Consider the following 23,305-nt stretch of genomic DNA (forward strand, 5'->3'; position numbering starts at 1 on the left):
GTGTGGGGTGTGGGGTGTGGGGAAGTGGGGAGAATAAATAAAAATAATCTCCTGACTACTGACTACTGATTACTGATTACTGATTACTGATACCCGATAGTCCTTGTGTATTGTCGAAGCGTTTACCTATAATAACTTTAAAAAGATTTTCGGGATCATCGGTAGCCCTATGGCAAAAATTGAAACGAGAACAGAACCCATGGTTTTAAACATGGGACCCCATCACCCTTCGATGCACGGAGTTTTGCGCTTAATCGTCACCCTTGACGGGGAAGACGTGATTGACTGTGAACCCGTAATCGGTTATCTTCATCGGGGCATGGAAAAAATTGCCGAAAATCGCACCAATGTCATGTACGTTCCCTACGTTAGTCGTTGGGATTACGCCGCAGGGATGTTTAACGAGGCGATTACAGTCAATGCTCCCGAAAAATTAGCCGATATCGCCGTTCCCAAACGAGCGCAATATATCCGGGTGATTATGTTGGAACTCAACCGCATCGCTAACCATTTACTCTGGTTAGGCCCCTTTATGGCGGATGTAGGCGCACAAACTCCCTTTTTCTACATTTTCCGGGAACGGGAGATGATTTATGACCTCTGGGAAGCTGCCACGGGAATGCGGTTAATTAATAATAATTATTTCCGTATTGGTGGTGTGGCGGTGGATTTACCCTACGGATGGGTGGATAAGTGCGAGGATTTCTGTGACTATTTTGACCCCAAAGTGGACGAATACGAGAAATTAATCACTAATAACCCGATTTTCCGCCGTCGTATTGAAGGGATAGGCTGCATTACCAGAGACGAAGCGATTAACTGGGGTTTATCCGGTCCGATGTTGCGCGCTTCCGGGGTGAAATGGGATTTAAGAAAAGTTGACCATTACGAGTGTTACGACGATTTTGACTGGGAAGTGCATTGGGAAACCGCCGGCGATTGTTTTGCTCGTTATCTGGTGCGGATTCGGGAAATGCGCGAATCGGTGAAAATTATCCGGCAAGCACTGAAAGGTTTACCCGGTGGTCCCTACGAAAATCTGGAAGCAAAACGGATGGCAGAAGGGAAAAAATCAGCTTGGAATGATTTTGACTATCAATATATCGCCAAAAAAGTCGCCCCCACTTTTAAGATTCCTAAAGGTGAACATTATGTGCGCTTGGAAAGCGGTAAAGGGGAATTAGGTATCTTTATCGTCGGTAATGATGATGTTTTCCCTTGGCGTTGGAAAATTCGGGCCGCCGATTTTAATAATCTTCAAATTCTGCCCCATATCCTCAAAGGGGTAAAAGTTGCCGATATTATGGCGATTTTAGGCAGTATTGATATTATTATGGGGTCAGTTGATCGCTAAATCTCTTTCAGGGTGGGTTATCTTATTAACTCACCCTCGTTTTGGCCTAGTCTTATGAAAAAAGCACATCGGCCTTTATTTCAGCTAATGTGCTTCAATCCCTAGTATTTATCTTCCTTAGTGGGTGTGAGTCTTTTTCCCCGCTTCCAATTGAACCTCAGTCATAGGGGGAAGAATCTCGCTTTCGGGAATCTTTAACTCCCCCACCTGAACACCCAAACTAGCCAAGGCAGTTAAAGTGGTGATGATGCGGCAAATCACGTCAATGTCCGCTTTATGTTTGTTCCAAAAATTTTCCTTTTTCATATTTACTCCTGTCCCCCTATAGCTTGTTTTTTGAGGACAAGTTGATTAAAATGCTTTAAGCAAATGCTGGCAAAAGGGGATCAAAAAGTGGATCAGATCGTAGGTTGACGTTTGACGAGATTTATGTTAAGGTCTGGCGAAATCAGATTATCGGATGAAGATGTAGAAACCCTTCGTAAGGCTAAAGATGCTTATAAGGGAAACTATTCTTGTGCTTCGGAGCAAATATTAATAGAAGCAAGTCGATGGTTACTTGAGGCATTTCTCGAAGAATACCGTAGTCAAACAAAAACTTCCAGTTATACCATTCCATTAAATGTCTTGAAAGCTTGGATGACAGAATCTCAGCCACAATCTAGAGCAACTAAAGAGGTTTTAGAACCAAAGGGTAAGAAATTGTACTTACAAAATAAATCTGATTTTAAAGGATTTGAAAATGAGAAGAAAAGCGAGTACAGAATTGAAGATATTAATGATAATTCAATTCATTTAACCTTAGAAGATATTAATGGTTTATTAGATTCGTCTATTTTAAAGGTAATTGGCATATCTGGAGATAGTTTGCGGTTTTGTACTGAAAAAAAATATGGACTAGGAAAAAAAGGGCAAAGAACCTCTAAACAGTCTTATATTGTTCAAGCTTATTGCGAAGTATTAGGCCTAGATTTTGAAAGCTTAGAATGTTGTCAAATTCATCATCAAAACCCAAAAGATCAACGAACAAATAATGAAAAGATTTATCGTGTTTTGACAAAATTTAATTACACTAATCTAGTAAAATTTACCAGTTCAATAGCTGCTAAACCTTTACGAGAAGGCAGTATTTATATTCCCCCTTGTCCTCATACATATCGTTTTTGGTGTTTACATCGTTTACACAAACAACTCTTTATCACTAATAATTTGCCCGTTAAAACCATTGTTTTTAATTTTCAAGGAGATGGTCAAGAGGAATGGGATAGCTATGGTCTTCATGAACATTTTTTCAATAATTCTGGAGGAATTAAAAATTTAAAAGCTAATAATTTTTGTTTGATTTTTGAAGGAATTGATTGTGCAGACTTCTCCCGTTTAAAAGACATTGATTCGTTTTGGCAAAATTTAACCAAAAAAGCTAGTAAAATACAAAATAGTCCCATTCCGGGCTTTTTATTAATGATTTGGTTAGATTATGGAAAAAGTAATGATTGGAGAGATGAGGACAAATTATCAAAATTAAGTTCTATTCACCGCTTACAGATTGACTCTTGCTTTGAACAACGGTCTTTTCAGGAAATTATTCCTACTTTTGCTCAACAACTTCAGTTAGGTTGTGACTTACAGGATGAAACCACAGACTTATTTAAATCTACCTTGCAGCAATTATGGGAAAATAGCAAGCACGGCAACATAGAAGACACACTGAAAGCTTTTTATCAACAATTTCAAGGACAATTATCGAGGGAAAATAGATGGCTAAACTATCCTTAACCTACAGGGGAAAAATTCAACCCAAATCGGATCTTTATTATGAACCGATTCAACAGAAAATTTATCCCTATGACGCAGGTGATGAGTTAATAGAAGTTGTTAACTTGGCTATTGAATTGGGAATGCCTTTGTTACTAGAAGGTGAACCGGGATGTGGCAAAAGTCGTCTAGCTCATGCCTTAGTTTATGAATTTAATTATCACCGTGAAAATAATCCTATAAAATATTATGAGTGGATAGTTCAATCTACAAGTAAAGCGGAAGATAGTCTCTATCAATATGATTATATTGGCCGTTTACAAGCTGCTCAAATTAGAGGAATTTTAAGCCAAAAAGAAATAGAAGAATCTTCTTCTGAGCAAAAAAATCCAGCTACTTCAAAGCAAAAAAATCCAGCTACTTCAAAAGATTGGGTTGATTTACAAGCCTTGGGTAAAGCATTTGAACAAAGTAAAGATAAGCAAGAACAATCGGTAGTATTAATTGATGAAATAGATAAAGCGGATCGAGATTTTCCTAATGATTTACTTTTAGCCATTGAATCTCGTCGTTTTTTCATTAAAGAAACAGGAGAATTAATTCAAGCAAATGATCAAGCTTTTCCTCTGATTATAATTACCAGTAATCAAGAAAAAAACTTACCCAATGCTTTTCTGAGACGTTGCATTTATCACTATATTGAGCTACCCAACCAAGAAAGATTAAGAAAAATATTAACCGAACGGTTTACCGACGCTGAACAAGAGGTTATCATCAAAGCAGTGGACCGTTTTCTGGAAGTGAGAACATCACAAGACGAGACTAAATCTGAAGGAGAAAAAAAAGTTAGCACCAGTGAATTAATAGCCTGGTTTAAATCGTTGCTCAAGTACAAACCTGAAGAAATTATCGCCAAATTAAAAGAGGACAAATTACCCCACGCTAGTGTTTTACTAAAAAGCCGTACCGATGTACAAGATTATGGAACAAGAGGTTAAAAAAGCCAATGACATCCCCCCTACTTGACCTATTTTATCAACTCAGAGACGAAGAAGGATTTCTGCTGTCTATTGAACAATATTATCGGGTGGAAAATTACCTAATTCAAAAACTCGCCAATGATTCTGATATTGCTATTCAAGAAAATCCCAACTTAGAGAATCCTAAAATTAAACTTCTTTGTCAAGCTTTATGGGTTAAATCCCCGAAAGAAAAACAAAAGTTTGATCAGGCCTGGACAGAGATGCTACAATTACAACCAGAAATAAATATAGAAATAGCCAAAAAAACACCTATTCGCCATCCAGAAGAATCGATTAGCAAAATCATAAACCCGATGGATGATAGGGAATCTCCCTCATTAGAAATTACCCCTTCTGGGGATACACAAATAGCACCAGAGAATTCATTTCCACAAATTGCCACAGCTATTGAAAAGCGAAAAAAAATCACATCCCTAGATAATCCTGATTATTATCCTATTGGCATCGCTAAGTTACAAGAAAGTTGGCAGCAACTGCGTCCATTACCCCTAGAAAGTCCTCGACAAACTTGGGATCTAAAAGCCACGGTGATGGCAACGGCTAAACGAGGTTTTTTTGATCAAATAATTTACCAAAAGAAACAACTTTATCGCCGAGAAATTATTATTTTTATTGATTGTTCTGACTCGATGATTCCCTTTGCAGGATTTGGTAGGATAATGAAGCAAACTTGGGCAAATGTTCCCCATTTTTACTTTGATAATCTGATTAGAGACGAGGTTTTACAACAAGAAAACGGTTGGGAAAGTCAATCTTTAACCAAAGTTCTCTCTAACTATTCTCCGGAAGTAACCAGTTGTCTAATTCTTAGTGATGCGGGTGCCGCTAGAAAACGTTATGTAGAAGAGCGCTTGAGCGCAACAGAAACCCTTATCCGACGATTTAGCCGAAGATTTAGCCGAGTCGCATGGTTAAACCCCTTACCCTATCATCGATGGTATGGGACAACTGCGATCGATATTGCTGATTTAGCTGAAGATATACCCAATTTTTCCATGTTTGAACTAACCACAGAGGACTGGGAAAACTTGATAACATGGCTAAAAGAAGAAGCTATCCCACCCCGTCATTTTCCATTTAATCCTAATCAGTTTCAACAAGGGGATAATTGGGATGAGGATGAAGATTTTTTTAGCGCAAAAAGCCGTTTAAGATTATTTGAAGAAGAAAACGAACCAAACACCAGAGAACTAGCGAAAAGAGCGGCATTTCCCCTTAGTTTATCCCCTAATTTACTTTATTATCTGCGTCAACATCAAGATAAAGATAATCAAGCTCCCTGGTATGCGATCGCTGATATTTTACTGTCCAGTTTAGTCCGCAAAATAGATCGAGAACTTTATGAAATGTCTCCCGATGTTCGTAAACTACTATTAGAAAAATTAACCCCAGAGGAACTCAAATCTCTGGCCTATCAGTTACAAACCTATATTCAGGAACAAATCGGTGATCATTGCTCAAAATCGGTTTATTGGCAAAATCAACAATGGTTAGCTCTTGCCTACCTAAAACCCAGTCAAGCAGTCAATGAAATCAAACAGGTACTAGCAGAAGCTATCAAAAATAATAACCGAGTGCGTCTTGTGAGATTGACAGCTTTATTAGAAAATATATCGGCTGCTTTAGCCGATTATGAACCCTTATTATTGCTTAATAAAACGATTGCCGCCTATTCTAGAGGGGATTTAAACCCCGTTGGCAATGTCCTTCAACTTTCCCCAGAAGACGAAGGAACCCTACAAAAACGTTTAATAGACGAAGTAGCCGCTATTGTTACCCGCGATGAAAACCTTTTTACCGCAGAAACGGTATTGGTTAATAAAACAGGCCAAGTTATCGAGAGAAAACCTGTTAAAGCCTATTTTTACGATGAAAACCTTGCGGAAGTTGGCAACTGGAAAAAAGCTCAAAACTATATCCGCATGATGTATATTCCCCAAGGAGAATTCTGGATGGGAACGGAAGATGAGGAAATCGAAAGACTGGTTAAAAAATTTGGTTGGGACGCACATAAAAGGGAAAGACCACAACACCTAGTCAAAGTCCCCGCTTTCTACATGAGTCAAACCCCGATTACCCAGGGCCAGTGGAGAGCGATTGCCGCAACTGCTAAAATAGACATCGACCTGAAGACAAACCCTTCTCGCTTCATAGGGGATGAGCTACCTGTAGAAAGAGTCAACTGGTATGAAGCAAGGGAATTCTGTAAACGACTATCAAGGGAAACAAAACCGGAATATCGGCTACCGAGTGAGGCAGAATGGGAGTATGCTTGTCGTGCTGGAACCACCACCCCATTCTACTTTGGGGAAACCATTACCGGGGAATTGGCTAACTACAATGCTGGCTATACCTACGCCGGGGAAGCGAAGGGAGAATATCGACAACAAACGACTCCCGTGGGACAGTTTCCCCCAAACGCTTTTGGACTGTACGATATGCACGGCAATGTCTGGGAGTGGTGCGCCGATACCTGGCACGATAATTATGAGGGTGCGCCAACGGATGGCAGTGTCTGGATAATATATGGGGCTGATAATCGTTCTCCGTTGCGGGGCGGTTCTTGGTACGACGATCCGAATTACTGCCGTTCCGCTTCCCGCGACAACAACGCCCGCCGCGTCTACTACCACTACTTCGGCTACGGTTTTCGGGTGGTGTGCGGTGCTGGGAGGACCCTGTAACCCTTTTTCTCTTTTTTTCCCGTCCAAAGGCCGGTCGATTTTGTAGGGGCGAACTGCGTTCGCCCACCGGCAATAATCGTCCCACCGGCAATTATCGGCCCACCCGTTTTTTGGGGATTTGGGGCGATTTTTGGGTTATTTGGGCGCACGCGATGCGCCCCTACGGGTTTTTGGGGGGTTGGGCGCACGCGATGCGCCCCTACGGGTTTTTGGGGTTATTTGGGCGCACGCGATGCGCCCCTACGGGTTTTTGGGGGAATTTGGGTTATTTGGGCGCACGCAATGCGCCCCTACGGGGTTTTGGGGTTTTTTGGGGTTATTTGGGCGCACGCAATGCGCCCCTACGGGTTTTTGGGGGAATTTGGGTTATTTGGGCGCACGCGATGCGCCCCTACGGGTTTTGGGGGAATTTGGGTTATTTGGGCGCACGCGATGCGCCCCTACGGGTTTTGGACGCAGCGGAAGGCGAAAAACCCCCGCATCAAGTTAATCTAGATACCTTTCGAGAAAAAATTTTTTTGTACAGGGAGTCCTTAAAATAGAAGAGGGAACCCAAAACCAAGTTGCTGGTATTTTTCCTCTGGGCATGGTGGCGCAGTTTATAGAATTTAGCTGGAATTTATGAATCATTTTCTGCATTCTTTCACTGTTTTTCCTGATTCTGCCCGAAAATCTCGCTCTTACTCCCTGGGTAAACTGCGAAGACCCTTAATCTTCCTGTTTACCGTCGGTTGTCTGACTAGCGTGGTCGGTTATCGTTTCTATAATCAGCCGAAATTGGCCGTCGGGACTATTTCCCCGGTTACGATTATCGCCCCCGAAGATGCCCGTTTTCATCTTGACTAAGAATTTGCCGATGAGGACAAAACATGAGCAAAAATGATCCATTTTTTGAGATTTTAACCCCTCTTAATTGTACGATCTGCGTCACTGTTACCTATTGGGAAATTATCACCCAGATAAAACATCCTATAATGAAAGGACAAGAAAAATTAGTCCAAGAAACCCTTAGCCAACCTGATGAAATTCGACGTAGCCGCAGTGACCCTAATGTTTATCTTTTTTATAAACTTCAACGACCAAAACGTTGGCTCTGTGCCATTATCCGAAAACTCAATGGTGATGGCTTCCTAATTACCACTTATCCCACCGATGCAATTAAAGAAGGGGAAATTTTATGGCAGAAGTAAACGTTTATTATGATCCGATGGGCAATACCTTAACCGTGTGGTTTGGCGATCGCTCTTCAGAATATCTCTGCGAAGAAACCGGCGACGAAGTTATTTTAATGAAAAATCAAAAAGGCGAAGTTATTGGTTTTGAAAAACTTAACTATAGGATTTCTGAGAACAGGAATCTTAAAATTTCCCTAGAAACTGCCATCCCTCTTTAAACAATAAAGGCGAAAAATAACACTTAAGTAGCTGGGTTATAATTAAATTAAAAATGGATTTTAAGTTCGATCCCCCCTGCCCCCCTTGATAAGGGGGGTGCCGATAGGCGGGGGGATCTACCCTTGATAAGGTAGGGTTGATTCATGAATCAACCCTACCCTTGATAACGGGGGTGTCTGATAGTTTTTAACGCCTACCTACTTAATCTCTCTATGAAAATCACTTATCAAAAAGTTAACTTAAAAGCTCCCAAAACGGAGACAGCCTATTGGCGTAGTCAATCGTACCAAACGAGACTATCGGCCTTAGAAGAAATTCGTCAAGAATATCATCAATATAAATATAATGCTGAACCAAGACTTCAAAGAGTTTATACAATAGCGAACGCAAAGGGTCTCCCTTGCAACGCATTTCTAGAGGTTCTACCTCTTGCTTAACCCATCAGGAAACGGAGAAAGACCCTCCCTTGTGTAGTTCCAAACCCTTGCCTTTTGCCTCTCTCTTCCCCGACCGGCGACCGACTCCTAACCCCACCAACAAACTTTTTCCGCAGCCCCTAGATACCTTTCGAGAAAAAATTTTTTTGTACAGGGAGTCCTTAAAATAGAAAGGGAAACACAAAACCAAATTGCTGGTATTTTTCCTCTGGGCATGGTGGCGCAGTTTATAGAATTTAGCTGGAATTTATGAATCATTTTCTGCATTCTTTCACTGTTTTTCCTGATTCTGCCCGAAAATCTCGCTCTTACTCCCTGGGTAAACTGCGACGACCCTTAATCTTCCTGTTTACCGTCGGTTGTCTGACTAGCGTGGTCGGTTATCGTTTCTATAATCAGCCGAAATTGGCCGTCGGGACTATTTCCCCGGTTACGATTATCGCCCCCGAAGATGCCCGTTTTCAAGACCAAGAAACCACCGCCCTCAAACGCCAAAAAATTCGGGCTGGACTGCTTCCCCGGCTGAAAAGAGATCCCCAAACCACCGCCCAGATCGAGCGATCGCTGCGAGACACTTTAGGGCAATTAAGTCAAATTAGCCCAATTCTGCGAAAAAATTCCATTTTAATGGGCAGAAATATTTCCAACGCCACAATGGAAACGCTGCTCACCTTTTCTGCCGCTCAATGGTCAACTCTACAAAGCCGCCTCAAATATGAAGAATCTTTTACGAAACCCTTGACAAAAGAGCAGGAATATGCTATAGACGAAATCCAAGCCTATCGTCAGCGCCTGGCCAAGGGGAACTTTGAGCAATTTATTGATCGATTGGGGCAATTACGGCAAATAAAGGAGCAAACCAGCCAAAATTATCGGCATTCCAGCTTAAATAAACTCAAATACGCCGATCTGATCGCAGTGGCCCAAATGGGCGATCGAGAGTGGCAAAACCTAGAAAAAGCCATCCTGCAAGCGGGGCGCCGGATTTTGATACAAGGCATTCCCCCGGGGATTTCCACCAGTCATCTACAGGATACCATCGCCGTGCAGATTAGCAGCGATCGCCTAACCGGTCGCCAGCAGTCTTTAGCCGAAAATATCCTTCTAGCGGCCCTGGAGGGAGAAGCGAACCTGATAGAAGATCGGGAGGCAACCAAAGAACAAGCCGCTAAAGCGGTGGAAGCGGTAGATATGGTCATGTCTAGCGCTCAAACCGGTCAAATTATCGTTAAAGCAGGCGAAAAAATTACTCAAGCTCAGTTTGTTCTCATTGATGGCTTTGGTTTGAGCGAACGGGGCATTAACTGGATGGGTTTAGGGTCAACGGCAATCCTTGTCACCAGCGCGATCGGGACTTTTTGTCTCGTTGCTCAGCGTCTCCATCGGCCTCTGCGTCACCGGGATTTTATTCTCTTGGGTTTGCTAAGTTTTACCACACCGATCCTAGCGATCGCCAATATTCCCTTTACCAATCTGGCAGCCGTGGGTTTATTAGTCAGCAGTTTCTACGGCCCGACTCTGGCCGTCACCCAGGTCCTCTTAACTGCCGGTCTTTCCCTATTCAGCATCCAAGGTATCAGCGCCGATTTAATCGCCGGGACGATAGGGGGACTATTAGCGGCTATGATAGCGGCAAAATTGCGTTCTAGGGATGAATTATCGCTGCTAGGGATGGGAATCGGAGTCAGCCAAGGCGGTGTTTATCTGCTCACTTACCTAATCGTTAGTGCCACGGCCAGCACGATCATCTATACTCTACTACCCACGGCCCTCGTCTATGGTCTATCGGGGATAGCTTGGACGGTAATCGCCCTAGGATTATCCCCCTATTTGGAACGCTGTTTCGATGTGGTCACTCCCATTCGTCTGGTGGAGTTGTCCAATCCTAATTGTAGTTTGCTCAAACGTTTGGCCACGGAAGCACCGGGTACTTTTCAACATACCCTTTTTGTCGCCTGTTTAGCTGAAGCGGCCGCCCGAAAACTGCACTGTAATGTGGAATTAATTCGCACGGGGACCCTCTATCACGATATCGGGAAAATGCACGATCCTCTCGGTTTTATTGAAAATCAAATGGGTGGCCCGAATAAACACGATGAAATTAATGATCCCTACGTCAGTGCCGAGATTATTAAAAAGCACGTTAGCGAAGGGTTAGTCATGGCCCGCAGACACGGTTTACCGCGAGTCGTCCGCGATTTTATTCCCGAACACCAAGGTAATCTCTTAATTTCCTATTTTTATCAGCAAGCTTTGCAAAAATCCGCCCAAAATGGTCAAGAATTCGTCGATGAGGCGGTCTTTCGCTACGATGGTCCGATTCCCCAATCGCGAGAAACGGCGATCGTTATGTTAGCCGATAGTAGCGAGGCCGCGTTGCGATCGCTGAAGGAGGCCTCCCCAGAACAAGCCATGGATATGATCAAAAAGATTTTTCAGGCCCGATGGCGCGAGCAACAATTAGTAGATAGTGGTATTCGTCAGGAGGAATTACCAATTATTGCCGAGATTTTTGTGCAAGTTTGGCAACAATTCCACCATCAACGCATTGCCTACCCGAAAGCAGTTTTAGAAGTCTCCTCAGCCGAAAAAAAATAAGAGATAACAGCAAAAAATCAAGGATAATTACCAAAATGCTCCTAATTACTCTCAACGAAAATACTTTATCTTTATCTCCGGGCAGTCAAGTTATTTTTCCCCATCAGACTTGGGAAGATTACCAAAGATTGCTGAGTTTACGTCTCCAAAAAACCTATCCCAAACTCTATTTTAATCGCAAAACGCAAGAAATTCGGCTTATGTCTCCCCTACCAAGTCATGGCAAACGTATCAATCTTTTAAGTGATTTAGTAAAAATTATCCTTCGTCGTCAAGGCAAAGACTGGGAATGTTTTGATCCAATTACCTTGAAAATTCCGGGAGAAGCGGGAGTAGAACCAGATACCTGTTTTTATATTGATAATAGACAGGCAATTTTAGGCAAAGAGAGAATTGATTTAACTGTCGATCCTCCTCCCGATTTAGCTATAGAAGTGGATTTTACTTCTCTGACTGATGTAGAGGCTTATCAATTGCTAAAAATCCCCGAATTGTGGGTTTATCGTCGGGAAGAATTAAAAATATATCTGTTCAGAGAAGACGGTTATCAAGAAAGTGAAAATAGTCGTCTCTTTCCCGATATAAATATCAAGAAACTTTTCCCCTATTATGTTGAATTAGGCTGGAATCAAGGTTCTAGTCTTGCTTTACGTCAATTTGAAGCTTTAGAGAATTAGGGACATAAAAGTGCGATGTCAAAAAAGAATTGTAATCATGCCAAACCGGGGACTTTGCGATAGATAGAAGCGATCGATCCCCGGAATCCTACACTGGTGAATTCTACCTCATCCCCGGCTTCATAGATCTGTTCTTTCCAGATTCCCGAATCCTCGCGACGGTGACATTCAATTTTCATCTGGTTTTGATGAATAAGAATATATTCTTTTAGGGTGGGACAGGTTTGATAATCGCTGAATTTATCACCCCTATCAAAGGATTCCGTAGATTTCGATAATACTTCAATAATCAGAACGGGATAGAGAATAAAATCATCGGTATTGTTAATCTCTCTCTCGTCACAAACCACCGCAATATCGGGATAATAATAACAATTTGCCTCCTCTAACCGGACTTTGATATCGGAAGTGAGAACAAGACAGGGACTATCATCGAGATGATTACCTAAAACCTTGGCTAAATTGGCCGATAAAACGATATGCGGCTTTTTTGCGCCTACCATCGCATAAATCCGTCCTTTTCGGTACTCGTGCTTGATCGGACTGACTCTTTCCCCTTCTAGATACACTTCTGGAGAGACATAAAAAAAATTAGGATTCGTCACCATCGTCCTCATGCTCCCTATTCTCGAATAACTAAATTATAGCCTTTGGGAATCATCGCTCTTGGACACAATCTCGCTAGACTTATAGATCAATGATTGTCACTTGTAATATTTATATTACAGTTATGTGACAGACTAGAGATAACGACTCTCAAAGGGACGTTATTTAGGAATGAATCCCGAAAACGATTGATATCCATAGGTTTGCTAGAATGTCCAACGCTAAAAGTTACAAAGATACCGTTAATTTGCCTCAAACTGACTTTGATATGCGAGCAAATGCCAGTAAACGTGAGCCAGAAATCCAGAAATTCTGGCAAGATGAGCAAATATACGAGAAATTAGCGCAAAATAACCCCAAAGAATTATTTATTCTCCACGATGGCCCCCCCTACGCTAACGGGTCCCTGCATATCGGTCATGCTTTAAATAAAATTCTCAAAGACATTATCAATAAATATAAACTGCTGCAAGGCTACAAAGTGCGCTATGTGCCTGGTTGGGATTGTCACGGGTTGCCGATTGAACTGAAGGTTTTACAAAGTCTCAAAAGCTCGGAAAAAGAGGGTCTAACCCCTTTGAAATTACGTCAGAAAGCCCACGATTTTGCCCTTCAAACGCAAAAAGAACAGTGTGAAGGTTTCAAAAGGTATGGAGTCTGGGGAGACTGGGAAAATCCCTATTTAACCCTACAACCTGAATACGAGGCCGCTCAAATTGCCGTATTCGGAAAAATGGCCCTAAAAGGTTATATTTATCGGGGACTAAAACCGGTTCACTGGAGTCCTAGTTCTCAAACCGCTTTAGCTGAGGCAGAATTAGAATATCCCGAAGGTCACACTTCCCGCAGTGTCTATGTTGCTTTCCCAATTACGTCAGTTTCAACCCCAGTTTTAACGCCATTTTTGCCTAATTTATCCGTGGCTATCTGGACGACTACCCCCTGGACTTTACCCGGGAATTTGGCCGTCGCATTAAACCCAGAATTAAACTATTCAGTGGTGGAAACTAGCGAGTCTAATTATCTAATTGTAGCGACGGATTTAGTCGAAAAATTAGCCGACACTTTTAACAGGACTTTGACGATTAAAGCAACGGTTAAAGGTCTGGAATTAGAACATACTAAATACCGTCATCCTTTGTTTGACAGAGAAAGTGCGATTCTCATCGGTGGGGATTATGTCACCACTGATTCCGGCACCGGATTAGTTCACACGGCCCCCGGCCATGGTCAGGAGGATTATATCGTCGGCCAACGTTACGGTTTACCGATACTTTCTCCCGTGGATGATAAGGGAAATTTCACCGCAGAAGCGGGACAATTTGCGGGTTTAAATGTCTTGAAAGATGCTAATGAAGCAATTATTTTAGCACTGACAGAAAAGGGTGCCTTACTCAAAGAAGAAGCATACCAGCATAAATATCCCTACGATTGGAGAACCAAAAAACCGACAATTTTCCGCGCAACAGAACAATGGTTTGCTTCCGTGGAAGGATTCCGGGAATTAGCTTTAGAAGCAATTGATTCGGTGCGTTGGATTCCTGCAACGGGTAAGAATCGCATCACTTCTATGGTTAGTGAAAGAAGCGATTGGTGTATCTCTCGTCAGCGCAGTTGGGGGGTTCCTATTCCTGTTTTTTATGACGAAGAAACGAATGAACCTCTGTTAACCGAGGAGACGATTAATCACGTTCAAGCTATCTTCGCAGTCAAGGGTTCTAATGCTTGGTGGGAGTTATCCGTAGAGGAATTATTGCCTCCTAGTTATCGCGATAATGGTCGCAGTTATCGCAAGGGAATGGATACTATGGATGTGTGGTTTGATTCTGGTTCTAGTTGGAATGCGGTGGCTAATGCTCGACCAGAATTAAGTTATCCTGCGGATATGTATCTAGAAGGATCGGATCAGCATCGGGGATGGTTTCAATCGAGTTTATTAACCAGTGTCGCTGCTAATGGTATTGCTCCCTATAAAACGGTGTTAACTCACGGTTTTGTTTTGGATGAACAGGGACGAAAAATGAGTAAATCTCTGGGTAATGTCATCGATCCCAATGTGATCATTAATGGGGGTAAAGACCAGAAAAAAGAACCCGCTTATGGGGTGGATGTGATTCGGTTATGGGTGTCCTCGGTGGACTATACCAATGATGTGAATATCGGTCAAAATATTCTTAAACAGTTGGTAGATATCCGTAATAAAATCCGTAATACTGCCAGGTTTTTACTGGGGAGTTTAAATGATTTTGATCCCGTTAAAGATGCAGTAGCTTATGAAGATCTACCGGAGATTGATCGCTATATGTTACATCGTATCTCGGAAGTGTTTACGGAAGTAACGGCAGCTTTTGAAAGTTTCCAATTCTTCCGCTTTTTCCAGACGGTACAGAATTTTTGTGTTGTCGATTTATCTAACTTTTATATCGACATCGCTAAGGATCGTTTATACATTTCTGATCCTAATTCTTTCCGTCGTCGCAGTTGTCAAACAGTCTATGCTATTGCTTTAGAAAATCTTGCTAAAGCGATCGCTCCTGTCCTGTCTCATCTAGCGGAAGATATCTGGCAATTTCTCCCCTACAAAACTCCTTATTTATCGGTATTTGAGTCAGGATGGCTAAACATCGATCCTGCTTGGAATAATCGCGAATTGGCCGATAAATGGGCCAAATTCCGGCAGCTACGCACCGAAGTTAATAAGGTGATGGAAACTGCCAGAAATGATAAGGCGATCGGTGCTTCTTTAGAGGCAAAAGTTTTACTTTATGTTCCCGATGAAACCTTACAACAGGAGTTAGAATTATTCAACAATTGTGATAGTTTAACGGGAAATAAAGTCGATGAATTGCGTTATCTATTTCTCTCTTCTCAAGTGGAATTAGTTAGTGATATTAGCGCAATTCAAACCGCAGAATATAAGGGAGAATCAGACTTTGTTTCGGTGGGAATTGTCAAAGCAGACGGCGAAAAATGCGATCGCTGTTGGAATTATTCCACTCAAGTGGGAAAATTTGCCGATGATCCCACTATTTGCGAGCGCTGTAATGCCGCTTTAAAAGGAGAGTTCTAAGCTAAATTAAAAGGGTGCTTTGTTGTCTAATAAAGTACCCTTTTAACTGTGAAAATTTTATAGATATTAGGAGGGATAAAAATTATGGTTAATTATCTCAGTCAAGAAGAGAAATTACTAGCAGCCGAAGAAGAAAAGTATCTAGAGGAAGAAGATGATGTGGATTTTCCTCCTGTAGATATTATTGCTTACAATGAGCAGCGATCCTGCTCTGATCTAGTTAGAATGTATCAAAAAAAACAATTGGTTATCGATCCAGATTTTCAAAGAGATGTGGTATGGAGTGAGGCACAACAAACTCGTTTTATTGATAGTTTAATGAAACAGTTACCGATTCCTAGTATGTGTATTAGTCTTGACTATAAGACAGATAAACGCTATATCATCGATGGATTACAACGAATTAGTACCATCGTCAAATTTTTAACTACTGAAAATTGGAAGCTATCAAAATTAGCTGATGTAGATTCGTCTATTTCTGGAAAAACAGTTGAGGAAATAAAAACTCAGCATGAAGAATTATATGAACGCGTAGAAAATATGACTATTCCCATCACCATGATTCGCTACGACTCCAGCAAAAAAACTCATAATAATTATATTTTTAACATTTTCCATCGCTTAAATACCGGTGGAGTAAAACTTAATAATCAGGAGATCAGAAATTGTATCTATAATGGCGAGTTTAATACTTTTTTAAAAGAATGCGCTCAATATGAAAACTGGCTTTTGCTGATGGATCGAAAGCAGAAAAAAGCATCTCGATTTGAAGATGAAGAATTAGTTCTTCGTTTCTTTGCTTTTTATGATGGATACCAGAACTACAAGGGGAAATTGACCGGATTTTTAAATGATTATATGTATAAACATAGATTGGCTCATGAAGATTTTATTCAAGATAAAGATGAATTATTTAAGCAAACTGTTGACTTGATTTATGATAGAATCTTCAAAGAGGAACCTCTCAAAACCAGTAAAGTTATTGCTGAGGGAATTCTGTTAGGAGTTGCCAAAAATTTAGATACTTTAGTCAATCTCTCCAATGATGAATTACAAGACAAGTATTCTAGATTAATGAAATCTGAACCATTTTTGACTAAAAATTTAGCTAGTGGTATTTATCAAAAAGATAAGGCTTTAGAGAGAATTAATACATCTATCAAAATTTTTTCATCTACTGGTAATGATTACTAAAAGTTATTTATTCAAGACGCTAAACAGGCTTGATAAACTCTATAATGACTCTACAAGTGATGATCAAAAGATTTTTTATTCTAAACTAGCTCTTATAGAATTATGTGGCTGGATCGAGGAAACTATGGATGATATAGTTTTAAGATGTGCTAAACGATGCTTAAAGTCCGAAGCTAACAAAAAATTCATCGATAAGACTATTAGTGGTACTCATAGTTTTGAATATGAACCTTTTAGAAAAATGTTGATGATGGTTATTGGTTTAGCAACATTAGAAAAAATCGAAGAAAAGTTAGAAAACACTGGTAAAATCAGTGCTTTAAAAAGTGATCTTGTTAATCTAAAGAAAAGTCGCAATCGAGCGGCTCATACTCATACTAAAGGTACTTTGAGAACCTATGACGCTCCTTCTAAAACTAAACATGATTTTGATAGAATATATGCTTTGTTAACAGAGTTAGATGCAGAATTGCAGCGTCATAAGTGTTGACTTATTTCTCGTACAATCGCTTTTAGCGCACCTTCGACAAAGACAATCAGTCAAAATTAAATCCCCTAACCGGCGAAAATTAACTACAAGCGATCGAAAAACTGGGAAAATATTCAATTGATTCAATGTCATCTTTTTTAACTATCCTGCCCATGAATAATCAGGTCATCCGTACTGATAAAGCTCCGGCCCCTGTGGGTCCCTATAATCAAGCGATCGCCGCTCCTGGTCCTTTTCTCTTTGTTGCGGGACAAATTCCCCTAGATCCCGTCACGGGTGAAATCGTCTCCGGGGAAATTAGCGCCCAAACCGAACAAGTTATGGCCAATCTAGAGGGCATTTTAACCGCTGCTGGGGCTAATTGGTCAAATGTGGTGAAAACTACCGTCTTTCTCTCGGATTTAGCCAATTTCGGGGCGATGAATCAAGTTTATGCCCGTTATTTCCCCCCGGAAACTGCCCCGGCCCGGGCCTGTGTGGAAGTGGCCCGTCTTCCCAAAGATGTGCTAGTGGAAATAGAATGTATTGCCGCTTTAGCCTAAAAATTAAGGTGGGCATTGCCCACCCTAACCTAATCTCTCTCTAGACCACCAAAGCTTCTAGAATCGTCTTATTGTAGATAATTCGCCCTACAGTAGTACGCACATACTGAGAAATTATCTCACCATCCTTCTCCCGGGTTTTGCGCTCCCGATAATATTTCCAGATGCTGCCATCGGGGAGAGTTTCCGTTTCCAGGACTTCCTCATCGGGTTTATTGGTTTTCACCTTTTCTCCGACTGGTAAACGCAACCACACAGAAGCGTGCAGATCCACCAATCCCTGATCGAAAGAGCGAATAGCGTCATCCATGCTGGCGAAATAACGACCTCCACCCTTTTGGGCCTTGGGATTTTCGGCCGTGAGATAATAACAACCCAAAACCATATCCTGAGAAGGGGCAACAATCGGGCGACCGGTCGCCGGTGAGAGAATATTATGACAGGCCAACATCAACAAGCGCGCTTCCGATTGTGCTTCCAGGGAGAGGGGAATATGTACGGCCATTTGGTCCCCGTCAAAGTCAGCGTTAAAAGCGGGACAGACGAGGGGATGTAACTGAATCGCCCGGCCCTCCACCAGGATCGGTTCAAACGCTTGAATGCCCAAACGGTGCAGGGTGGGGGCGCGGTTTAACATCACCGGGTGTCCCGTGATTACTTCATCCAAGACGTGCCAAACATTGGCATCCCCCCGTTGGATCATTTTCTTGGCTGCCTTGATATTATTGACGATGCCTAATTTAATTAAACGATGGATAACGAAGGGCTGGAACAATTCGATCGCCATTTCCCGGGGTAAACCGCATTGATAGATCTTCAACTTCGGACCGACAACGATAACCGAACGTCCCGAATAGTCAACCCGTTTACCGAGGAGATTTTGACGGAAACGCCCCTGTTTACCCTCGATAATATCCGATAAAGACTTCAGGGCGCGATTATTGGCCCCCACCACCGTGCGACCGCGACGACCGTTATCAATTAAAGCATCGACGGCCTCCTGTAACATCCGTTTTTCGTTACGGACGATAATTTCCGGGGCGAGAATTTCTTGCAGACGGGATAAACGGTTATTGCGGTTAATCACCCGACGGTAGAGATCGTTCAGGTCAGAGGTGGCAAAACGGCCGCCGTCCAACTGCACCATCGGGCGTAAATCGGGAGGAATCACGGGAATTACGCTTAAAACCATCCATTCTGCCTGAGAACCCGTGGCGATAAAGTTATCGATTACCCGGAGACGTTTAATTAATTTTGCCCGTTTTTGCCCTTTACTTTCGACAATTTCCGTCCGCAGTCTTTCCGCTTCTTCTTCCAGGTTAATTTCCTGTAAGAGTCTTTGGATAGCCTCGGCCCCGATACCCACTTCAATGCCAACTAATTCCGAATCCTCCGCGTAGATTTCTTCTTCGATCTCTAACCATTGATCTTCGCTGAGGAGTTGTTTATAACTAAGATTGCCGGCATTACCCGGATCGAGAACCACATAGGCATTAAAATAGACGATCTGCTCCACGTCCCGCAGGGGCATATCGAGCAGGATACTGAGATAACTGGGAATACCTTTGAGATACCAAACGTGGGTGACAGGGGCAGCTAATTTGATAAAACCCATGCGATGACGACGTACCCGGGACTCGGTGACTTCTACCCCGCAACGTTCACAGACAATCCCCCGGTGACGGACGCGTTTGTATTTACCGCACCAACATTCCCAGTCTTTGGAGGGGCCAAAAATTTTCTCGCAGAATAACCCATCCATTTCCGGTTTGAGAGTCCGATAGTTGATCGTTTCTGGTTTGGTTACTTCTCCGACGACTTGACCGTTAGGTAGAGTTCTTTCTCCCCATTGCCGAATTCTCTCGGGGGACGCTAAACCGATTTTGACGTAATCAAATCTTTGATCTGTTGGAGTCTTCATTCTGAATTTTTTACTATGGGTAATGATTCTGGGATAAGCGATCGCTCTCGCGTTCTCGATGCCCCGATGACAACTATTAGGCAGAAACGACAATTAACTCAGTCACTTTTTCTTGGGGTCAAACTGGCCCGACCGAGTCCGGGACATTACATTATACAATTTTTCTAGTTCGATCGACCATTAAGTGATATTTTCCCAGATGGTGATGCTGCCGTCGGCCGCGGCCGCCGCTAGGTGACAATAATCGGGGCTGAGAACTAAACTGGAGATCGGCGATGATCGCCCATCGGCAGCGGTGAGAGTTGCGATCGCCTGTTGAGAATTGGCTAACCAGATTTTAATCTCTCCGTCGGTTCCCCCAGTAAATAACCATTGACCCTCCTCTGCGAATACCAAGCTTGTCACCTGACCATTATGGGCATTTATCACCCGAATTGGCGCAAAATAACCGCTTTTCTCGGGGTCGTATTGCCAGATTTTCACCGTCCCATCCACACAACCGGCGGCAATAATCTGACTATCAGCAGCGATCGCCAGACTCTGCACCGAAGAAACGTTACCGGATAGGACGGCGATTTTTTCTCCCGATCCCAATTGCCAGAGGGAGACAGTGCCATCACCTCCAGCTGCAGCGATAAAATCTTGATTAGGAGCCACCGCTAGGGCATAAATTGCCCCCAGACTGTCATAGGAGCTAAATTCTTCGGTTTCCTGCTCTAAATTCCACTGTTTTAGGGTTTGATCGTAACTACCACTAACCAAAAAATGCCACCGAGAGGCAAAATCTAGGCCGTGAATCGAACCGAGATGACCGAGGAAAATTTGATCTAATTCCAGATTACTGCCATCGCTGGCTAAAGTCCATAATTTAACGGTTTGATCGAATCCTCCCGTCGCTAGATGATAATCGCCGTTTCCGGTAACTGCTAGGGCTAAAATGCCCTGATCGTGAGCTTCCAACGTATTAATCAGGGTTCCCCTCGCAAAATCCCAGATTTTTAGGGTACGATCCCAACTAACGCTAATTAAAAACCGTTGATCCTCGGTAATTGCGATCGCTGTAATCATTTCCCGATGGGCGCTCAGACGGCGATAATAGTGCCAATGGGGGACAGGGGGGGAAGTGGGAGTTAAATTAAGGGTGGGTAGGGTGATTTGTGGCTCATTTTCCGCTTTTGTGGCGGTAATATCCGCCGATTCTTCGTTAATCGGTAAAATCTCTCTTTGTAAGCGACCGTAGGATTTTTCCAGATGTTCGATGCGTTCCAGCAGCGCGTTACGGTTGATATATTGAATAATTTGATTGTAGGACTGTTCGAGGGCGAGAATATTCTCCTCTAATTCTGCGACCGCAAGGGCGTTATCCTTGGCTGCTGCGGGATCGAGGGACTGTATTTGTGCCGATAAAGCTTCTTTTTCTTCTTCCCACTGCTCCTGTAAATGACCGGCCATCTCGGTTAAGCGTTGACGTTGCCTGTTTCTCTCTCGGAGACGATTGAGAATATTTAACCCGAAAGTCACGACTAGGAGGAACAAAGGCAAAAACCCCGCACCCATGGCGATAAGGGTAAGCAGGGTTAATCCTAGGGCGATATATTCCGCTAATTCTAGCCCATGGGGGCGATGGTCGGTCATTTTGCAGTTACCGGTAAAGGGATTTTGATGATCTCCTGATTTCAGACTCATGGTAACGCTAATTGCCGCCTTCGGATTGACTAAAATTAATTTTTAAGCGGTAATTAAGACTTTTTCCTTAGTTTCTATCGGTGCGGTTAAAGCGGATTCTAAATCGGCTTTCCCTAGTCTTGCTTCCAAAATTTTCAGCACTTCCCGTCCAAAATCATCGGGATTTTGTCGCCATGCTTGCAGACAAACTTCGCCAAAGAATGACCCCAAAGGTTCAGGATTCCAGAGCAGTTTTTTGGCTGTCCAGGGCATTAAACTCATGGGATCGTAGTCGGGTTTAAGAATCTCTTTTTTCAAGGCGTATTCTTCTAGATGGGTGTGGGGTTGTAGTCCGATAAAAAAGATGGCTGGTTCCACTTTATCGACTCCAAAAATGTTTTCTAATTCCCGATGATAGGCGATAGTTTGACGAATAGTTTCTAGGGTTTCATCAATAACATTAAAGGAATAATTTACCGAAACCAGATCATTAAAACCCGCCGCTTTTAAGTCTCGACAATTTTGTAGAACTGTCCGCAAATTATAGCCCATCCGCATTTTGCGGACTAATTCCTGAGAACCACTGGTGATGCCAATTTCAAAGTAGTTCATGCCTGTTTTTACCATTAAATCGCACAGTTTCGGGGTGAGATTATCGGCACGAATATAGGCAGCCCAATGGATATCTTTCATCCCATCGGCGAGGATTTTTTCTAATAGTTCTTCTACATCGTCGATAAATTTTCTGGCGGGGATAAATTGGGCATCGGTAAACCAGAAATTGCGAATGCCGCGGTCGTATAATTGGCGTATTTCCTTAACTACTTCATCGGCGGGATTAATGCGTACTTGTTTCCCTTCGACGACGGTATAGATGCAGTAGCAGCAGTTATGGGGACAGCCGCGCTTGGTTTGTACCCCGATATAAAAGTCGTTTTCTTGGAAATAGTAGGAAAATTCCGGCCAAATACTGGCGATGTAGTCGTAGTTACAAGCGGATTTCTCTAAGGGGGTGGGGGATTCGTGGATTAAACGCGGCCGGGGTGTGGTTTCTCCGACGACATAACAACGTTCATCGCTAAAGTCCCGGCCGGAGAGGAATTTTTCTAGCAGGGTTTCCCCTTCTCCCACTGATACAATTGTTCCTGTGGGCAGTTTGGTTTTTAGTTGTTCGTAGAAAACACTGACGGCACCACCCCCGACGATAACTCGCGCTTCGGGATGGTATTTTTTGGCCCGCTGCAACCCGCGGCGAATTAGTCCCTGATTGCGCCATAATTCACCGTAGTAGGCGGTTGTCACCTTTAAACCGCCTAAAGCACCTCGCAGCTTGATTAGGGGGTTTTTAGCGTAGTAAAATTCAAAGGCGTTTTGCAGGGGATTACCACCGCGACCACCGACGGGGGCATATATTTGAATATCCCGCCAGGAGAATACTAGCAGGGTGGGCCGAAATTCGTCAACACAGCGATCGAGGGACTGGTTAAAGTCTAAGGGGGGGACTGCACCAAGGTCAAAAATCCTTTGTTCGATGTCGGGGAATAGTTTATGGACGTGGTCGGAAAGATAAACCACACCGATGGGGAAAATGGGGTTACAGGGGAGTCTAACGTAGAGGATGCGTTGCGCTTGCGGTTGAGTCATGAGATTTCTGAATGGGACGAGGACGCATTCTGAGTAATCTTAATATAACTTAACTTTGCTGGGCTTTTCTGGCAGTTATCAGTTATCAGTTATCAGTTATCAGTTCACTGAGAAAACTCCCCACACCCCACACCCTACACCCCACACCCCACACCCCACACCCCACACCCCACACCCCACACCCTACACCCCACACCCCACACCCCACACCCCACACCCCACACCCCAATT

19 protein-coding genes and 1 pseudogene are annotated in these 23,305 nt (G+C 42.9%); 15 read left to right on the forward strand and 5 right to left on the reverse strand.

The features are described 5' to 3' along the window. The first annotated feature begins 169 nt into the window (after positions 1-169). Positions 170-1,354 carry an NAD(P)H-quinone oxidoreductase subunit H gene (locus IM450_RS20425; RefSeq protein ID WP_002754423.1) on the forward strand — a complete coding sequence of 395 codons (1,185 nt, stop codon included), beginning with the start codon at positions 170-172 and terminating at the stop codon, positions 1,352-1,354. 117 nt (positions 1,355-1,471) lie between these two features. On the opposite strand, the gene IM450_RS20430 is transcribed toward IM450_RS20425, so the two are convergent. Further along, positions 1,472-1,660 carry a hypothetical protein gene (locus tag IM450_RS20430; protein WP_287666030.1) on the reverse strand — a complete coding sequence of 63 codons (189 nt, stop codon included), beginning with the start codon at positions 1,658-1,660 and terminating at the stop codon, positions 1,472-1,474. Between the two features lie 123 nt (positions 1,661-1,783). Here IM450_RS20430 and IM450_RS20435 point away from each other — a divergent pair, with 123 nt between their 5' ends. The 10 genes and pseudogenes from IM450_RS20435 to IM450_RS20480 all read left to right on the forward strand — a co-directional run bounded on the left by IM450_RS20435 (position 1,784) and on the right by IM450_RS20480 (position 11,942). Further along, a complete protein-coding gene (locus IM450_RS20435; RefSeq protein ID WP_287666033.1) occupies positions 1,784-3,130 on the forward strand; it encodes a hypothetical protein in 1,347 nt (448 codons plus the stop codon). Further along, complete coding sequence (locus tag IM450_RS20440) at positions 3,112-4,107, forward strand: AAA family ATPase (RefSeq protein ID WP_287666036.1); 996 nt, start codon at positions 3,112-3,114, stop codon at positions 4,105-4,107. Before IM450_RS20435 ends, IM450_RS20440 begins: the two co-directional genes overlap by 19 nt. Positions 4,108-4,115: 8 nt before the next feature. Next, on the forward strand, positions 4,116-6,836 hold the full coding sequence (locus IM450_RS20445) for an SUMF1/EgtB/PvdO family nonheme iron enzyme (protein ID WP_287666039.1): 2,721 nt from the start codon (positions 4,116-4,118) through the stop codon (positions 6,834-6,836). After that, complete coding sequence (locus tag IM450_RS20450; protein WP_287666042.1) at positions 6,812-7,378, forward strand: hypothetical protein; 567 nt, start codon at positions 6,812-6,814, stop codon at positions 7,376-7,378. Before IM450_RS20445 ends, IM450_RS20450 begins: the two co-directional genes overlap by 25 nt. A gap of 79 nt (positions 7,379-7,457) precedes the next feature. Continuing rightward, a pseudogene (locus tag IM450_RS20455) lies at positions 7,458-7,670 on the forward strand (hypothetical protein); the annotation flags it as partial. A 35-nt stretch (positions 7,671-7,705) separates the two neighbouring features. Continuing rightward, entirely contained in the window at positions 7,706-8,026 is a 321-nt protein-coding gene (locus IM450_RS20460; RefSeq protein WP_052276006.1) for a hypothetical protein, read from the forward strand. Beyond that, a complete protein-coding gene (locus tag IM450_RS20465; protein ID WP_002800147.1) occupies positions 8,014-8,229 on the forward strand; it encodes a DUF2283 domain-containing protein in 216 nt (71 codons plus the stop codon). The genes IM450_RS20460 and IM450_RS20465 overlap by 13 nt, the downstream gene beginning before the upstream one ends. Positions 8,230-8,442: 213 nt before the next feature. Further along, positions 8,443-8,667, forward strand: coding sequence for a hypothetical protein (locus tag IM450_RS20470; RefSeq protein ID WP_287666047.1), 225 nt, complete (start codon positions 8,443-8,445; stop codon positions 8,665-8,667). A 249-nt stretch (positions 8,668-8,916) separates the two neighbouring features. After that, positions 8,917-11,265 (forward strand): HD family phosphohydrolase, encoded by a 2,349-nt coding sequence (locus tag IM450_RS20475; RefSeq protein ID WP_287666050.1) that lies wholly within the window; start codon positions 8,917-8,919, stop codon positions 11,263-11,265. 35 nt (positions 11,266-11,300) lie between these two features. Continuing rightward, entirely contained in the window at positions 11,301-11,942 is a 642-nt protein-coding gene (locus tag IM450_RS20480) for a Uma2 family endonuclease (RefSeq protein ID WP_287666053.1), read from the forward strand. Between the two features lie 35 nt (positions 11,943-11,977). Here IM450_RS20480 and IM450_RS20485 read toward each other — a convergent pair whose 3' ends face one another. Further along, positions 11,978-12,550 carry a Uma2 family endonuclease gene (locus IM450_RS20485; protein ID WP_287666056.1) on the reverse strand — a complete coding sequence of 191 codons (573 nt, stop codon included), beginning with the start codon at positions 12,548-12,550 and terminating at the stop codon, positions 11,978-11,980. Between the two features lie 209 nt (positions 12,551-12,759). Here IM450_RS20485 and ileS point away from each other — a divergent pair, with 209 nt between their 5' ends. From ileS to IM450_RS20505, 4 genes are all read left to right on the forward strand, one after another. Continuing rightward, the gene (gene ileS / locus IM450_RS20490; protein ID WP_008202857.1) at positions 12,760-15,618 is read left to right on the forward strand and encodes an isoleucine--tRNA ligase; all 2,859 of its coding nucleotides are present in this window, start codon (positions 12,760-12,762) and stop codon (positions 15,616-15,618) included. An 84-nt stretch (positions 15,619-15,702) separates the two neighbouring features. Further along, entirely contained in the window at positions 15,703-16,812 is a 1,110-nt protein-coding gene (locus IM450_RS20495; RefSeq protein WP_287666060.1) for a DUF262 domain-containing protein, read from the forward strand. A gap of 124 nt (positions 16,813-16,936) precedes the next feature. Continuing rightward, positions 16,937-17,302 carry an endoribonuclease gene (locus IM450_RS20500; RefSeq protein ID WP_353845366.1) on the forward strand — a complete coding sequence of 122 codons (366 nt, stop codon included), beginning with the start codon at positions 16,937-16,939 and terminating at the stop codon, positions 17,300-17,302. Between the two features lie 125 nt (positions 17,303-17,427). Next, positions 17,428-17,844, forward strand: coding sequence for a RidA family protein (locus IM450_RS20505; RefSeq protein WP_002762767.1), 417 nt, complete (start codon positions 17,428-17,430; stop codon positions 17,842-17,844). Between the two features lie 40 nt (positions 17,845-17,884). Here the strand turns inward: IM450_RS20505 and IM450_RS20510 are convergent, their stop codons facing one another. The 3 genes from IM450_RS20510 to IM450_RS20520 form a co-directional block, all read right to left on the reverse strand. After that, on the reverse strand, positions 17,885-19,765 hold the full coding sequence (locus IM450_RS20510; RefSeq protein WP_002737004.1) for a DNA-directed RNA polymerase subunit gamma: 1,881 nt from the start codon (positions 19,763-19,765) through the stop codon (positions 17,885-17,887). 180 nt (positions 19,766-19,945) lie between these two features. Continuing rightward, entirely contained in the window at positions 19,946-21,451 is a 1,506-nt protein-coding gene (locus IM450_RS20515) for a WD40 repeat domain-containing protein (RefSeq protein WP_287666066.1), read from the reverse strand. Between the two features lie 42 nt (positions 21,452-21,493). Continuing rightward, positions 21,494-23,074 (reverse strand): photosystem II high light acclimation radical SAM protein, encoded by a 1,581-nt coding sequence (locus IM450_RS20520; RefSeq protein ID WP_287666069.1) that lies wholly within the window; start codon positions 23,072-23,074, stop codon positions 21,494-21,496. Between the last annotated feature and the right edge of the window lie 231 nt (positions 23,075-23,305).

The sequence above is a fragment of the Microcystis sp. M083S1 genome (assembly GCF_020246405.1).
Classification (GTDB): domain Bacteria; phylum Cyanobacteriota; class Cyanobacteriia; order Cyanobacteriales; family Microcystaceae; genus Microcystis; species Microcystis aeruginosa_C.